The sequence below is a fragment of the Paenibacillus sp. FSL R10-2771 genome (genome assembly GCF_038000205.1).
GTDB classification, from domain to species: Bacteria; Bacillota; Bacilli; order Paenibacillales; family Paenibacillaceae; genus Paenibacillus_AQ; species Paenibacillus_AQ phytohabitans.
In genome coordinates this window covers 736,185-750,443 of sequence record NZ_JBBOBM010000001.1, presented here as the reverse complement: position 1 = coordinate 750,443, position 14,259 = coordinate 736,185, and the positions used below count along the sequence as shown (strand labels likewise).

Sequence of the window (14,259 nt, the reverse complement as noted above, 5' to 3'; positions counted from 1 at the left end):
TTTTTAGTTCTATTTTTTTCAATTCCGATATTTGATACTGATGGCTAAACCAAATTGAAATAAAAAAAACACCAAAGTAAATGACACATGAATTCATAATTAATTTAATCCTTTCTGATTATTGCGTTTACTCATATAAACAATAAAAATATCCATTAACCAACTCTCTATCATTCTATTTTTCAATAATTTGTATTTAAATAATATAGTGAAAAGCCTTAAGAAACTCCGTTTATTTAAGGCGTTAATGCGTTCAATTAAACTTTTTGATATTAAATCTATTTGTTTTATAGATTTTTCCATTTCTTTTTCTTTAAATATATTATGAGAGCCTTTAAGCTTACCTATTATATTTGCCATATATATTCTTTCTTCTAAAGCGCTCTTATACAGATAAATGCGTCTTTCACTTTCATAATTACGTTTTAATCCGATAGCATTGTTTGAATGTAATCTATACAAAGTGGTGACCTCATTAAGAAAAAAAAGCCCTCCCATAGTTGCTCCAATAATATTAATCTTCCAATCATGAACTAAGTCATATTCAGGTCCTTGAAGTTTTTCTAATTTCCCCTTAATTATTTTATTAAATGCGCTAGTGCATCCTGGAGAAATGTTATAACTAATCACCTCATTCAAACTAATACAACTGCACGAACCTACTTTTATTTTTTTTCTGATTAAATTATGATTAGTTGAAAATATGTTGTTTTTAGATTTTATCACTTCACCCAGATGATTTATTTTAGTGAATCCTGAATTTAAAACTAGAATTCCCAGATTATCTTCCATTATTCCTGACATTATTTTAAGTTTATCAGGCATCCAAATATCATCATGATCACACAAGAAAATAATGTCGCCCTTGGTCTCCTTAATAGCTTTAAAAAAGGAACTTTTATATCCTTTATTTACATCAGATTTAATTAATACCCAATTCTCTAATTTATGTTTATCTATAAACTCTTCAACTATTTCCAAGGTATTATCCTCAGAAAAATCATCAACTATGATCACCTCGTCAGGAAGAAGAGTTTGTTTTATTAATGAATTTAGTTGTTTTTCTATATAAAGAGAGCTGTTATATGTAGTCATTGCAATCGAAATCAAAACTTCTCCCTACTTCCTCAGGAATATTTCCTATATCTAGTTATTTGGAATCTAAACCCATCGTATAATCCTCGCCACAATGTTATTAACAGTTTTATTCTTTGCTTTTCTACAATCAACTTAGGCAATGACATTAAAATTATAAAACTTATACCTTTCCAAACTGGTTTGTATTCACTATACTTTCTAGCAACAATAATATGATTTCGGGTCATATAATAATGTCTTAAGCATGAATGATTGGTTCTGTAATATCTCTTTATCGACCATTTTCCACTATTATCTTTATGGAATCGTAGTATTGGAGTAGCCTCAGCATTTCCAACCTCGTGTAGTATAAATTCGCTATTAACCCTTAATTGTAAATAGTTGTTTATTTTCAATCTTGCGCTGTAATCAAAATCAACAGCATCTATGAATAAATCTTCATCAAACTTTCCAACTTCCAGCCAAGTAGAAAGACGTATTAATGATCCAGACGATATTGCCCAGTCAACTTGTGATATCTCCGGCAATACAAAAGAGTAGTATTCTTGCAGTGTGATTTTGTTTATATCTACAATATAAGGGGTAAGCAAAGCTACTGATCCGTCTATTAAGTATTTTTCGTAAGAATTCATTATAGATAAACTACAAATACTATCTTGATCCAATAGAAGTACAAAATCATATCCTAATTCCAAAGCAATACTACATATTTGATTGAATGCAGTAGCGACACCCATATTTGCATCATTTCTTACAATTACAATATTCTCACTCTGACTATATTCATTTAATGTATCAATTGAATTATTTGAATAATTATCTATAAGTATGATGGTATCAACTTGTTTTATTATCACTGATATATTCTCTCTTAGTTTATCCATATCTGGATTATATAAGACAATCCCGGCACATCTAAATTTCATTATACCCTTCTCCTATCTAACAAAAATAGAATCAATAATTTTCTTTATTCCCCCATAAAATGCATCACTTGAAAATAAGTTTTTGTAAACCTGTTCTGCTTCCATACGCATAGTTAATATTTCTTTTAAATCTAAACTGGTTACCTTTTGTACAACACTTTGAAGGTTATCTGTTGAAATATTAAAGCCAACTTGAAACTTATCAACTATCTCAAAGGTATCTGCTGGTATATTATTTAAAATCGGCAGCCCAGCCTGTAAGTAATCAATTGACTTCATAGTAAGCCCAATACAAACATTGTCTTTCATTATGTTCAAACCGAAATGGCATTTATTAAATATATCTTGTTTCTTTTGATGATCAAATATTTGTCCGTAGTATTCAACATTTGCACCAGTACTTTTTATTTCTCTTATTAGTAGATCTCTACTTTCACCATCGCCAATAATATGAATTGTAGTATTTTTTTCGTTTTGTAATACCTTTATTATTTCCTTTATCTTAGGGACATCAATAATATTATTAATTGAACCTAGATAACATAAGTGAAAATCATCTGTATCAAGTTTAAGATTTTTTATAATATCAAGTTCTCTTTTTGCCAAATAAACTGTGGTAAATCTTAAATTTTTCAATACCTTTTTCAGTACAGATTGATATAGATTGCATTCAGTTATCACAAAATCCGCAAATTTTAAGTTTTTATCTCTTATTCTTCTCCAACTTGTTATTGGAGGGAACCATTTAATTTTTCTAATGGGGAGCGTCTCTGGCCAGAGATCCATTAAATCAAATATCAACTTTACATTTCTGTGTTTTTTTTTGTATTTCGCAGCATATTTAGTCAATGAATTCGGCGGAATAATTACATAAAGCAAATCAGGTTTCAATACTTCTACATATTCAAAAGCCTTTTTAGCGAAATAATAATGAGATATTAGCCTTGCAGCTGACATATTTGTATTGTATGATTTTGTTTCTACAAATGTATACCCCTTTTTCTCTTCAGTACGTTTAATTTTCTTGAAATGTCTAAAATCCGACTGTACTACTGAAACTTCATGGCCCTCATTCTCAAAAAAATCATGCAACATATCTACTCTGTATTCATATGTATCAAAACAATTAACTATGGTAACCCTCATGAATCTTCACTCTCCAATTCAGTAGCGACAATTGTCTCATGAAAATTTCTAACACAGTAAGGCATTTTATAAGCACTTACACTATGTTCATATATCAAATTACCAAATATTTTATCCAAGACACCTATTCTTGGAATCATTAGCTTTAACACAAAATTAAATTTATTTGTTAATAAAACTTTCCTCCCGTGTACTTCTGCTATGGTTTTCACCATGGATGAAGTTTTAATATATTCTTTGTTTTGAGGAAAAAATAGACCATTTTCTTGATTCTTAATCATTAGTCTAGTAAACTCACAAAGATTATCTATATGAAGCACACTTCTTTTATTGTCGATGTCAGGAAAGAATGGTAATTTACGCGCATAACTTGCCAATCTAGGATAATTCCCCTTAGACCCTTTCCCATATATCATAGGTGGCCTAATTATAACTACTTTGAAGGTATCGCTCTCTAAGAGTTTAATGCCTATTTCTGCTTGGAGCTTACTCTCCCCATAAAAGTTAGACGGCTGAGGTATCGTACCTCTATCTATAATTCTTCTCTTATCAATATGGGTACTATTACCATATACAATAATACTACTCAAAAAAATAAACTGTTTTATCTTGTCCTGCTTTGCCTTGCTTGCAACTTCTATTGTCAAATCACGATTCACTTTATAATACTCTGCTTCCATAGAAGGATCAGTAGACACATGTGCTATACCTGCTACGTGTAGTACAACATCATAAACCGAGAAATCATGTTGCTTCCATTCCTCGCCCCTGACCGAAATTTCTACTACATCATATTCTTTAGGCCATTGTTCTACCCATTTCATGAAGCTAGTCCCAACATAGCTACCTTTACCAGTAATCAAAATCCTTTTCTTGTTCATCTTATAGAGTAACTCCTTCGGTGTTCGATGTTACTTCTTGCTCACTTGTGCCTTCTCTTACACCATCAGACTTCACAACACTTAATAAGGTTTTGAAGAATACCTTGATATCAAACTTGAAGGTGATACTTGCAGCATACTCCCCATCAAGTTTAGCCTTCGCTTCGATTGGCAGTTCATCCCTGCCATTGATCTGCGCCCACCCTGTAAGTCCAGGCTTGATATTATTGGCACCAAACTTATCACGTTCAGCAATCAGATCATACTGATTCCACAACGCTGGACGAGGGCCAATAATACTCATTTCACCCTTAAGAATATTTATAATCTGAGGAAGCTCATCCAAGCTCGTCCTCCTGAGGAATTTCCCAACTTTAGTAATAAAGAAATCCGGATCTTCTAACAGATGCGTAGGCATTTCTGCCGGAGTATCAGTTCGCATCGATCTGAACTTGAGAATATAGAATTCTTTCTTATTCTTCCCCAACCGCTTTTGACGGAACAAGACAGGTCCTCTAGATGTAGACTTGATCAGGATAGCGATAATCAAGAAAAAAGGCCACAACAGGAGCATTCCGATTAGAGCCAATGCAAAGTCTAAAGTTTGTTTGATAAAAATATACGGCTTCATACGCTCACCATGTCCTTAGGATACTATGGTCACCGCTATCGTTACCTGAGATGAATGAGGATAGCGGTGAACCACGTTGCTAATATTGATGATTCTTCAAATTTTAATTTACTAGTGATGCAGCTCCATCTATACCTCCTTGAAGGCTCGCATCAAATGCATCTTTATACTGCTGAATGATAGCTGTGCTATAACCATTATTGTTTAGTTTTTGTTCAGCGTCAGCGATTATACTGTTGAAAGAAGCTCTAAAGGATGCTATCTGCTGTTTCCCTTTGGCTTTGATACTTTCTCTGGTCGCATCATCTTTCGCACTCACATATTCCAATAAGGTTCCCATTAGTGTAGACTCACTTTGCGACTGTAACGCATTCAGCTTCGCTTCTGTTGCGCTTGTAATGGACTCATAGGAAACCTTACCCGAACCTGTTCCGGCTCCACTTACATCAGCAGTTGCTGTCGGTGTTGCAATAGCAGATAGACCCGATCCGTTGCCATTCGAATTCACATTTTTATTCTTTTCTTCATAACCTTTAGAATTAGCAGTAATTGACTTAGTCTTCTGATCCCAGCTAATGGAATTCCCTACGGATTCCGATAAGAATCTTAGTGGTACATATATGGAACCATTCAGCAGATAACTGGATTGGCCTTTGGGTAAAGCTTTATTATTCCCACTAAATACATAGCTTGCATTTACATTGTTCAGAGCAATACTCTTACTTATAAAAGAAGCACTAGTTGTAGCATTCATCAAGTATTCTTTAATAACTACCAACTCCGAACTGCTCGGCTCTGCCACTGTTACCTTAAGATTCTTGGCATCCCAGCTTACACTCTTCTGCAGTGCATAGGACATGAACCGTAGCGGAACATACGTAGTGTTATTGTACATGAACACATATTGACCTGCCGGTGGCTGTAGAGCCACACCATCAAAGAGCATTGTCACATCTACATTCTGCACTTTGATTGTATTTGAAGCCTTGGTAGTTGCTGTGGAAGCAGTTACTGTAGCAACAGCAGCTGAAGCCGATATAGGCGCCGATGCTGTTAAGGGTGCTGATCCTATTAACGCTACTGTCAGTAGAGCCGCTGCGGGAATTTTCACCTTAAACAAGATCATTCACTTCCTTTTTCTTGTGCTTTGAGTTGTTCTTCTTCAGCAATTATTTGATCACGTGTCTTGCCTTGGCTAACACCGTATTTCTTGGCTACTTTGGAGAGCTCATTATATTGTTCTTCGGAGACTTTACCAAGAATAATACTACGTGCTTCCCGCTTTTCTTCATTAGTTAGTCCGCCTTTGGCTAACTCTTGCAATCTCTTAATATCAGACACACTCAACTGTTGTGCTACTATTGACGCTACATTGGCTTTATCTGTAATCGAAACATTCTCTTGAACTTCTTTAGCTTTATCAGTTGAGATATGTGCAATTCCATCCACACCCTCTGCCACTGGAGCAGGAGTAGCTACTGGCTTAGTGGTACTGACAGCCGTTTGTTCTCCGGCAGCTGTAGAAGCTGGAGTGCTGTCTGGTGATGATGTTGTTGTCGGATCAACAGAATCGGTTGGCTCAGCAGTTGGATCACTCTCCGCTACTGTAGGCTCAACAACCTGCCCCTGAGGCACATTACCAGTATCGTCCGCCTCTACATCAAATCCATCAGCCATAGAATTCATCAGCTTGTCTACAGCATAATTGGCAGCGAATAGTCCGCCAACTCCCAGTACAACGATGACCGACAGTGTCCAGATCAATACTTTCTTCCATCTTTTCACTTCAGGTACCTCCAAATTGTAATTAGCTGATCGCAGCCTGAATCACTGGCTGCATCGGCACGATCTGATTAATCACTTCACGAATGGCTTCTCCGTCTTCAGCAATAACACGTTCTAGCCGTTTGAATTCCAATTCCATTTGACTCTGACTAATAACATTAGGTCTGCCGATGAAGATCCGGTCATGTTGTGTAGAACCCAGGTTCTCTTCATCTGTCAGCAGCTCTTCATATAATTTCTCGCCTTCACGAATACCTGAGAAGGTGATCTCAATATCCTTATAAGGCTCATAACCAGACAATGTAATTAAGTCCTCAGCTAGAGTTAGAATTTTCACAGGTTCACCCATGTCGAGCACAAACACTTCGCCGCCATTGGCGAAGGAACCCGATTGAATCACCAGCTGTACGGCCTCAGGAATCGTCATGAAGTACCTAACCATCTCAGGATGCGTAACAGTGACTGGCCCCCCAGCAGCTATCTGCTGCTTGAATGCAGGTATTACACTGCCTCGACTACCAAGTACGTTACCGAAACGTACTGCCGAGAATTTGGTTGGACTATTTACATTAAGACTCTGAACGTACATCTCAGCGATTCGCTTCGTTGCACCCATGACACTGGTAGGATTAACCGCCTTGTCCGATGAGATCAGCACAAAACGTTCCGCACCGTATTTGTCCGCACAGTCTGCCACGTTGCGTGTACCGAAGACATTATTCTTGATCGCCTCAGAAGGGTTGCGCTCCATCAGAGGAACGTGCTTATGTGCTGCCGCATGAAAGACAACCTGCGGCTTGTGACTCTGAAATATATCCATCAGCCTTGCACGATCTTGAACGTCGGCAATGATTGTAACAATATTCAGGTAAGGGAAGCTCTTGCGCAGCTCCATCTCTATCGTATAGATACTGTTCTCACCGTGTCCCAGGATCAATAGCTTGTCCGGTGCAAACGGAGAGATCTGGCGGCATAGCTCTGATCCGATAGAACCGCCTGCTCCCGTAACAAGTACGGTCTTGTTATGAACATAACCCAGAATACTATTCATATCTGCTACAATCGGCTCACGGCCCAGCAAATCTTCAACACTGACATCCCGCAGCTTCTTGACAGAGATTTTGCCTGCAATCAGGTCATTGAGTGCAGGTATAATCTTCAGCTTCGCGCCTGTAGCCTTAGCCAGATTAATGATCTCGGATATTTCTGTTCTGGAGACGGAAGGCATCGCAATAATAATCTCATGAATCTCCCGTTCCTTCACAATTCGTGGAATGTCATAACGGTTACCCAGCACAGGAACACCCAATATAGACAAGTGATATTTATCTGTACTGTCATCAATGAATCCGACCAGTCGTGTATCAGCGAATGAAGGGCCCATCATTTCTCTGGCAATCAATATCCCACAATCTCCAGCTCCCACAATAAGCGTGTGAGTCTCCGTATCCTTATTGTTGATCCGGTCATTGCGGAACACCCTCCAGAAGAAGCGGGCGCCCCCTACCAGCAGCAGTATCGTCTCCATCGACCGGACTTCTATACTGAGCGGCACGCGCTGCGGCAGGATAACAAAAGCTACTGCGTATGAGAGTATGGCTCCTACTACAATAGCCTTAAGAACGGATATAATCTCGCCTATGCTGGCATACTGCCACATTCTGCGGTACAGCCCGAAATAGACCAGGCTTCCTCCGATAGCAACCGTTGAGATCAGCCCGTACACCACCATCTGCACAACATATTCCTCAGGAATATGGTTATAGAAACGGAACAGGTAGGAAGTCACGATACTGAACCAAATGATCGCAATATCGATCAGAAATAGTACCAATACTCTGGTTTTCGCTGTCATTTTTAGTGCCTCCAAAAATAACAATTTTCTTCAATAGGAAACTTAATTGCCATAATAGTAATAATAATAGCCTTCACTGGCTTTACGCTTAACATTGTTCAGTACTACGCCCAGCATTCTCGCTCCTACCCGGTCCAGACCCGCCTTAGCCTTAGCGGCAATATCACGCTTCACCTTACCGTAACTCACGACCATAATGACACCATCGCTCTTGGAGGCCACAATCTGCGCATCTGTAACTGCCAGTAATGGCGGTGTATCGATTAAAACAACATCGTATAACTGGCGCAGCTCTTGCAGGACAGCACTCATTCGGTTGGAAGCCATCATCTCTGCCGGATTTGGAGGGATAGGACCAGAAGTCATTAAAGAAAGGTTGTTCACTCCTGATTCTTGAATCACCTCAGACAAATCTGCCTGCTGAGACAATAATGAAGACAGGCCATAACGATTACTAAGAGAAAAGGTCTTGTGTGCAGTAGGTTTGCGCAAGTCACCATCGATGAGCAGCACCTTCTTATCCGCTTGAGCATACGCAGCGGCAAGGTTAGCTGTCACTGTAGACTTCCCTTCCTCCGGTCCGGAAGAAGTGACCATAATAATCTGAATCCGTTCATCTACCGAGGAGAAATCAATGTTCGTGCGCAGTGCCCGAAATGCTTCAGATACAGGAGAGCGCGGGTTCGTCACGGTAATCAGATGGCGTTGTTTATTTGGCTGCTGTGACATGTTCAAGTTCCCCCGCCTTTCTGGTCTGCGTCTGTACTTGCTGTTCTGTAGTCTTTGTTTCTTCTTGTCCAAGCCGTGTAATCATGGCGATCGTTGGCAGTCCAAGGTATTTCTTAATGTCATCTTCTGTCTTGAGCGTATCATCCAGGTATTCCAGCAAGAAGGCAATTCCCAGACCGATCATCAAGGATACAATGAAGGCAATCGCGAGGTTCATCACCACATTCGGCTCTACCGGTCCTGGTGCTACAGGTGGATTAAGCTTGGCTTCATTGAGGATAGATACATTCTGCACGTTGAACAGGCTCGGAATCTCCTGCTTGAACACAAGTGATATGGCATTCACGATTTCTGCGGCTCTCTGATATGAATTATCTCGAACGACAAGTGTCATCACCTGCGTGTTGTTTACGGAGCTAACATTAACCTTCTTCAGCATCTCCTCCGCAGTAATAGCGAATTGCGGATAGTTCTTAGCCACAACGTCGAGGATTGCCGGTGTCTTAATAATTTCCTTGTACGTGTTAATAAGCTGAATATTCGTATTAATCTGGTTAAGATCCAGCTGTCCTACCGTAGATTGGGTAGGTGTCTGATTAACAATAATCTTCGTTGAAGCCTCATACACCGGATTCTTGATGTATACGCTGTAGACCCCGGCAAGAACACATGCCACGATAACAATGCTGACAATCATCCACAGTCTCTTCCTGACAATCTGGAAATAATCGCGCAGATCCAATTCTTGTGCTGACAAGTGAATTTCCCTCCAAGCTGTTTCTGTAATATTTCATCTAAGCAAGCAGAAACGCCTGTGACGTCCATTTATAGGACGGCACCGTTTCAGCGAGAAATAGAAGGATAATTTATAGCGTAGAGCATATAAATTCTTATATTTCTAAAAAAGTGCCTCCTCTCTAATAGACGAGAGGAGGCTCTCCACACTTACTATTTACTTACTTGAAGTTGATTGTACGGTAGATAATAACTGCCGCTTCTGCACGAGTAGCAGTGTTGTTAGGACTGAACTTGCCTGCGTTACCGATAACCAGGTTATTGCTGGCGGCGAAGGCAACTCCGTCTCTCAGCGATGCACTGATCTTAGCAGCATCAGAGAATTTGCTAAGCGCACTTGCAGTTGTAGTTGCAGCAGGGTTAACCGACTTGATCGCACGGGAGATCATAGTCGCCATTTCTGCACGGGTAATAGTTGCATTAGGATCGAACTCAGCAGCGCTGCGTCCGGTAATGATACCTTTCTCAGCAGCTACAGCTACATATGGAGCATACCAGGAAGTAGAGCTTACATCATTGAAGCTCTGCTTAGCGGAGTTGTTCTCCAGGTTCAATGCACGAATCAGCATCTTGGCGAATTCAGCACGGGTCACATTGCTCTTCGGAGCAAAGTTGCCGTTACCCACGCCTTCAATTGCGCCCTTGGCAGCTACAACGGCGATTTGTCTTCCCGCCCAAGCCTGTACACTTGCAATGTCTTTGAAGCTTACTTTGTTCTCCACTACTGCGTAGGAAGAGAAAGTATCGCGTGGTTCAATGATGTAATCCCCATCAACGGTACCACCCTGGAATTGCAGAGCACTATATACAATCTTCGTAACGGAGAGCAATTCTTTGTCAAGGCCAGTTGCATTCTTCAGTGGCAGCTTAATGATGATTGGCTGCTGGAAGGTTGTTGTTGCAACGCCGCCTACAGTCAGATCAAATTCATACACGCTGGATGCCAGCTTCAGGCTGGAAATCGAAGTTACAGTAGAATCAGCAATTGTCGATGCTGTAAGTGTAATAGCTTCACTGAATTGGCCCACTGGAATCGTTACGGTCAAGCCGTTGAAGGTAATAGCGATATTAGCAATACCTTTAGCCTTGGCAGCTTCGATGATTGCTTTGGACAATGGAACTTCCACTGTTGCAGCATTCACTGTACCCAGGTTCAAGGTAAGTGTAAGACCTGTCTTAACTGTGCTTGAAGCAACGAGTGCATCAAATGCCTTCAGTACGTCAGCATCAACCAGCTTAAGTGTCGCCTTGTCTCCAACAATAGTTACCAGCTTGGATACATCGTAAATTCCAGGTGTAGCTGTTGGATTGGTAACCGGAGTTGTTACTGTCGAGCTACCGCCACCGCCGCCAGAACCAGTACCAGGATCAACAACTGCACCAGACTTAAGATAAACGTCATAGTAAGCAGCCGCAAGGATTACAGCTGCGTCTTTAGCCTTTGTAACAGATGGAATAGCTTCCAGATTAGTCTTCAGTGTGGATACGAGGTTAGCATCAACGCCAAGTTCCAGAAGCGCGGCCTTCAGTGTGTAATCTGTTCCTGCTACTACATTAGTATTGAGCGCAATATTCTTCGCTTGAACTGCCAATGCGCTGCTTGGATTTTTGGCTGCTGCATACAGATCCGCCAGGTTTGCTCCTTTGAAGGCTGCAATTTCCTTCTGCTCAACTACAGAAATGAAATTATATACTTTGCCGACAGTCAGATCTGTAATACCGGCTTGTTCACCAATATTCTTCACCAGCGCTTGATAAGCAGGATAATTCGGTGATTCCAGAATATCTGTAATCGCTGTTACATCAGGATTGTAGTAAGAACCTACTACCTCTAGATAGAAATCAAACAATGTTGTCTTCTCTGTAGAAGTGAGAGTCACATGATCCAGAATCGGTGCAAGAGCAGTTTCAAGTTCGGTACGGGATACCGACTGGAGCTCTGCGCGGAACTCACGGAGTGTCTGCTTGGATGCATCACTTAATTTGCCGTACAACAGATTGGCACGGGCTTTCAAAGCGTCATAGTTTGCACTCGCTGCAGAAGCTGTACCCACGATTCCAGATTGTCCAAGAATACTGCTTAGGGGCAATCCGGCAACGGATGCCGCCGCCATGCTTACTGCTAGTGTAGATACTGCCAATTTTTTCTTCAAAGTCACTTGTCATCCACCTCTTGTATGTATTTTTATAAATAATATAGCAATAACCCAGTAATACCCATTCTACCATTAAACAATTGGAAGGTCACCCTTTACGAGAAAAAAATCCGAACAATCTATGAAGTTTGCTGTTGGATTGAACAGAATTGACTCGAATGATCTCCTCATTAGCAACAATTCTACGCGCATTGTGTAGAAAAAAGTCGAATGTCTCATTTCCCAAATGTTTCTTCACGACTTCGTAAGCTTCGCTTAAACCAAACGGACGATTACTAGAATCATGCGCATCTGATGCAATCACATGTATAGTCCCCCGCCGGCACAAGTCTAGTGACAGCTTCTGCAGCTTACTCCCGAAGGTCCCGGCAAGACTCTGCGCCGTCAGTTGTCCCAGTGCTCCCAGTTCGGTTAACCGCTCCAGCTTGGACGGATTCTCGGCAACCTCGGCATTACGCTCCGGATGGGCGATCACCGGTACATAACCTTGGATGATCAGCTCATGGCAGGTCTCCTCCATATTACGCGGCACCCGCGAAGAGGGCATCTCCAGCAGAATGTATCTGGAACCGGCAAGCGTCAGCAGTTGTCCCTTCTCCAGATCATCCAGCAGATCGCCGTAGATACGAATCTCCTGTCCGGGCAGTACCTGAAGCGGATTGCCAGCCTCCTGGAGCTTCACGTTCAGCAGCCGCACGGCTGCTTCAATATCCGGAGCCGGATTCATATAGACTCCGTTCGCATGATGCGGCGTAGCAACTACAGTGGTAATACCATCGTTATGGGCGTCTTGCGCCATGGCGAGAGCGGCGTCAATATCAGCGGCTCCGTCATCTATGAAGGGTAGAATGTGGCTATGGATATCTATCATATGTAGTTTATCGGTCCTTTCGTAGAGGATATGTATAGATTTCGCAAAAAAATACAACCATTTCACTAGGAAATGATTGCTAAATTTTAAAATAAATTTCGTTAAGCTTCTAATTGAAACAGCCGATAAGTTGCCATCTTAAGCTGTTCGTCTACTTCACGGATGTCCGCTTCATGCTGACAAGTATTGCGGAGATCCAACAGGCTATTAATCTTCCGGCGCTCCTGTTCTATCTCCTGCTCTACCGTCTGCAGCTTGTAAATAGACATCATCTCTACTAATGAATATTTATGCTGATAGATCAGCTTGGTGCCGCCGGGTCTCACTTCCGAGATCCGGCGCACCGAGCCGCCCTCATAGTAATACATCATGGTTAATTCCTTATAAATCCGGTTCACGGTTCCCGTGCCCTTATACATGAAGAAGAGCTTACGGACCGCATTGATCAGATGAGGATTCACTACCCTGCAGGACAAGGAACCAATATAGATGCCGCCTTTGCGTTCAAAAGACAGATGTACCTCCTCGCCTCCGGCTTCCTCCAGCACAATCTCCTGTTCACCCGCGCCAAGGATCTTCACACGGTGGCTGATATAGCTGGTATCGGCGGTAAGCAGAAACTGGTTCAGCTGAAATTCGGTCATTTGCATTGTTGCATTCACATATTCCATAGCCAGACGCTGAGCCATAACCATCCCTCAATTCTATGACAAACCCTTAAGTCTCAGAAGAGTCTTCGTGCTGTGGTTCATCCCCGGAATCCTGATCGTCCGGTTCTGCCGGAGGTTCTTCTTCGGTAGGAAGAGTATGTCTATCGATAAGTTCCCATAGTTCGTCTTTGCCAAGTCCAATCTCTGAAGAATAGGCAATGAAGTTATCACCCGGCAGCACACCGAGCTCCTGCTTCATCACTTTGATATGCTTCGGCCAGCGGGTCTTCGGAATCTTATCCGCCTTGGTTGCCACTACACAGAGCGGCAGATCATAATGCTTCAGCCAGTCGAACATCATCTTGTCATTGCCGGTTGGCGGATGACGAAGGTCTACAACGAGCAGGACCATCTTCAGCGTTTCACGCTCGGACATGTATTTCTCAACCATTTTGCCCCAGGAGGCGCGCTGCGTCTTGGAGACCTTGGCGTAGCCGTAACCCGGAAAGTCAACGAAATACATGTTTTCATTAATACGATAATAGTTCATATGCTGCGTCTTACCCGGTGTAGAACTGGTGCGGGCGAGATTCTTGCGGTTGATCATGCGGTTAATCAGAGAGGACTTCCCTACATTGGAGCGCCCTGCCAGAGCAATCTCCGGCAAGTCATCCTCAGGGTACTGATCAGGGCCCACGGCACTGATCACAAATTCGGCATTGTTAACTTTCATAGG

14 protein-coding genes are annotated in these 14,259 nt (G+C 41.5%); all 14 read right to left on the bottom strand.

The features are described from left to right. Positions 1 to 99: 99 nt before the first annotated feature. Positions 100 to 1,110 carry a glycosyltransferase gene (locus NSU14_RS03310; protein WP_340942835.1) on the bottom strand — a complete coding sequence of 337 codons (1,011 nt, stop codon included), beginning with the start codon at positions 1,108 to 1,110 and terminating at the stop codon, positions 100 to 102. A 17-nt stretch (positions 1,111 to 1,127) separates the two neighbouring features. Beyond that, the gene (locus NSU14_RS03305) at positions 1,128 to 2,024 is read right to left on the bottom strand and encodes a glycosyltransferase family 2 protein (RefSeq protein WP_340942832.1); all 897 of its coding nucleotides are present in this window, start codon (positions 2,022 to 2,024) and stop codon (positions 1,128 to 1,130) included. Between the two features lie 12 nt (positions 2,025 to 2,036). Further along, positions 2,037 to 3,170 carry a hypothetical protein gene (locus NSU14_RS03300; protein ID WP_340942828.1) on the bottom strand — a complete coding sequence of 378 codons (1,134 nt, stop codon included), beginning with the start codon at positions 3,168 to 3,170 and terminating at the stop codon, positions 2,037 to 2,039. Then, positions 3,167 to 4,051 carry an NAD-dependent epimerase/dehydratase family protein gene (locus tag NSU14_RS03295; RefSeq protein WP_340942826.1) on the bottom strand — a complete coding sequence of 295 codons (885 nt, stop codon included), beginning with the start codon at positions 4,049 to 4,051 and terminating at the stop codon, positions 3,167 to 3,169. Before NSU14_RS03295 ends, NSU14_RS03300 begins: the two co-directional genes overlap by 4 nt. Position 4,052: 1 nt before the next feature. Continuing rightward, entirely contained in the window at positions 4,053 to 4,682 is a 630-nt protein-coding gene (locus NSU14_RS03290) for a sugar transferase (protein ID WP_340942823.1), read from the bottom strand. 103 nt (positions 4,683 to 4,785) lie between these two features. Further along, positions 4,786 to 5,793 (bottom strand): copper amine oxidase N-terminal domain-containing protein, encoded by a 1,008-nt coding sequence (locus NSU14_RS03285; protein WP_340942821.1) that lies wholly within the window; start codon positions 5,791 to 5,793, stop codon positions 4,786 to 4,788. Positions 5,794 to 5,804: 11 nt separating this feature from the next. Continuing rightward, positions 5,805 to 6,467: a hypothetical protein gene (locus NSU14_RS03280; RefSeq protein ID WP_340942819.1), complete on the bottom strand. Its 663-nt coding sequence runs from the start codon at positions 6,465 to 6,467 to the stop codon at positions 5,805 to 5,807. 22 nt (positions 6,468 to 6,489) lie between these two features. Next, positions 6,490 to 8,322 (bottom strand): polysaccharide biosynthesis protein, encoded by a 1,833-nt coding sequence (locus tag NSU14_RS03275; RefSeq protein WP_340942816.1) that lies wholly within the window; start codon positions 8,320 to 8,322, stop codon positions 6,490 to 6,492. 42 nt (positions 8,323 to 8,364) lie between these two features. Then, a complete protein-coding gene (locus NSU14_RS03270; RefSeq protein WP_340942814.1) occupies positions 8,365 to 9,051 on the bottom strand; it encodes a CpsD/CapB family tyrosine-protein kinase in 687 nt (228 codons plus the stop codon). After that, entirely contained in the window at positions 9,032 to 9,808 is a 777-nt protein-coding gene (locus NSU14_RS03265) for a YveK family protein (RefSeq protein ID WP_340942811.1), read from the bottom strand. The genes NSU14_RS03270 and NSU14_RS03265 overlap by 20 nt, the downstream gene beginning before the upstream one ends. A gap of 199 nt (positions 9,809 to 10,007) precedes the next feature. Further along, a complete protein-coding gene (locus NSU14_RS03260; RefSeq protein WP_340942808.1) occupies positions 10,008 to 12,005 on the bottom strand; it encodes an S-layer homology domain-containing protein in 1,998 nt (665 codons plus the stop codon). Between the two features lie 85 nt (positions 12,006 to 12,090). Further along, on the bottom strand, positions 12,091 to 12,873 hold the full coding sequence (locus NSU14_RS03255) for a tyrosine-protein phosphatase (RefSeq protein WP_340942807.1): 783 nt from the start codon (positions 12,871 to 12,873) through the stop codon (positions 12,091 to 12,093). A gap of 101 nt (positions 12,874 to 12,974) precedes the next feature. After that, the gene (locus tag NSU14_RS03250; protein WP_336102085.1) at positions 12,975 to 13,562 is read right to left on the bottom strand and encodes a non-ribosomal peptide synthetase module; all 588 of its coding nucleotides are present in this window, start codon (positions 13,560 to 13,562) and stop codon (positions 12,975 to 12,977) included. A gap of 28 nt (positions 13,563 to 13,590) precedes the next feature. Continuing rightward, positions 13,591 to 14,256 carry a ribosome biogenesis GTP-binding protein YihA/YsxC gene (gene yihA, locus NSU14_RS03245; protein ID WP_340942802.1) on the bottom strand — a complete coding sequence of 222 codons (666 nt, stop codon included), beginning with the start codon at positions 14,254 to 14,256 and terminating at the stop codon, positions 13,591 to 13,593. Positions 14,257 to 14,259: the final 3 nt, after the last annotated feature.

Coding starts and splice junctions, on each gene's coding strand:
- NSU14_RS03305 (WP_340942832.1), bottom strand. CDS start 2,024: ATGAAATTTAGATGTGCCGGGATTGTCTTATATAATCCAGATATGGAT.
- NSU14_RS03300 (WP_340942828.1), bottom strand. CDS start 3,170: ATGAGGGTTACCATAGTTAATTGTTTTGATACATATGAATACAGAGTA.
- NSU14_RS03295 (WP_340942826.1), bottom strand. CDS start 4,051: ATGAACAAGAAAAGGATTTTGATTACTGGTAAAGGTAGCTATGTTGGG.
- NSU14_RS03290 (WP_340942823.1), bottom strand. CDS start 4,682: ATGAAGCCGTATATTTTTATCAAACAAACTTTAGACTTTGCATTGGCT.
- NSU14_RS03275 (WP_340942816.1), bottom strand. CDS start 8,322: ATGACAGCGAAAACCAGAGTATTGGTACTATTTCTGATCGATATTGCG.
- NSU14_RS03270 (WP_340942814.1), bottom strand. CDS start 9,051: ATGTCACAGCAGCCAAATAAACAACGCCATCTGATTACCGTGACGAAC.
- NSU14_RS03255 (WP_340942807.1), bottom strand. CDS start 12,873: ATGATAGATATCCATAGCCACATTCTACCCTTCATAGATGACGGAGCC.
- NSU14_RS03250 (WP_336102085.1), bottom strand. CDS start 13,562: ATGGCTCAGCGTCTGGCTATGGAATATGTGAATGCAACAATGCAAATG.
- yihA (WP_340942802.1), bottom strand. CDS start 14,256: ATGAAAGTTAACAATGCCGAATTTGTGATCAGTGCCGTGGGCCCTGAT.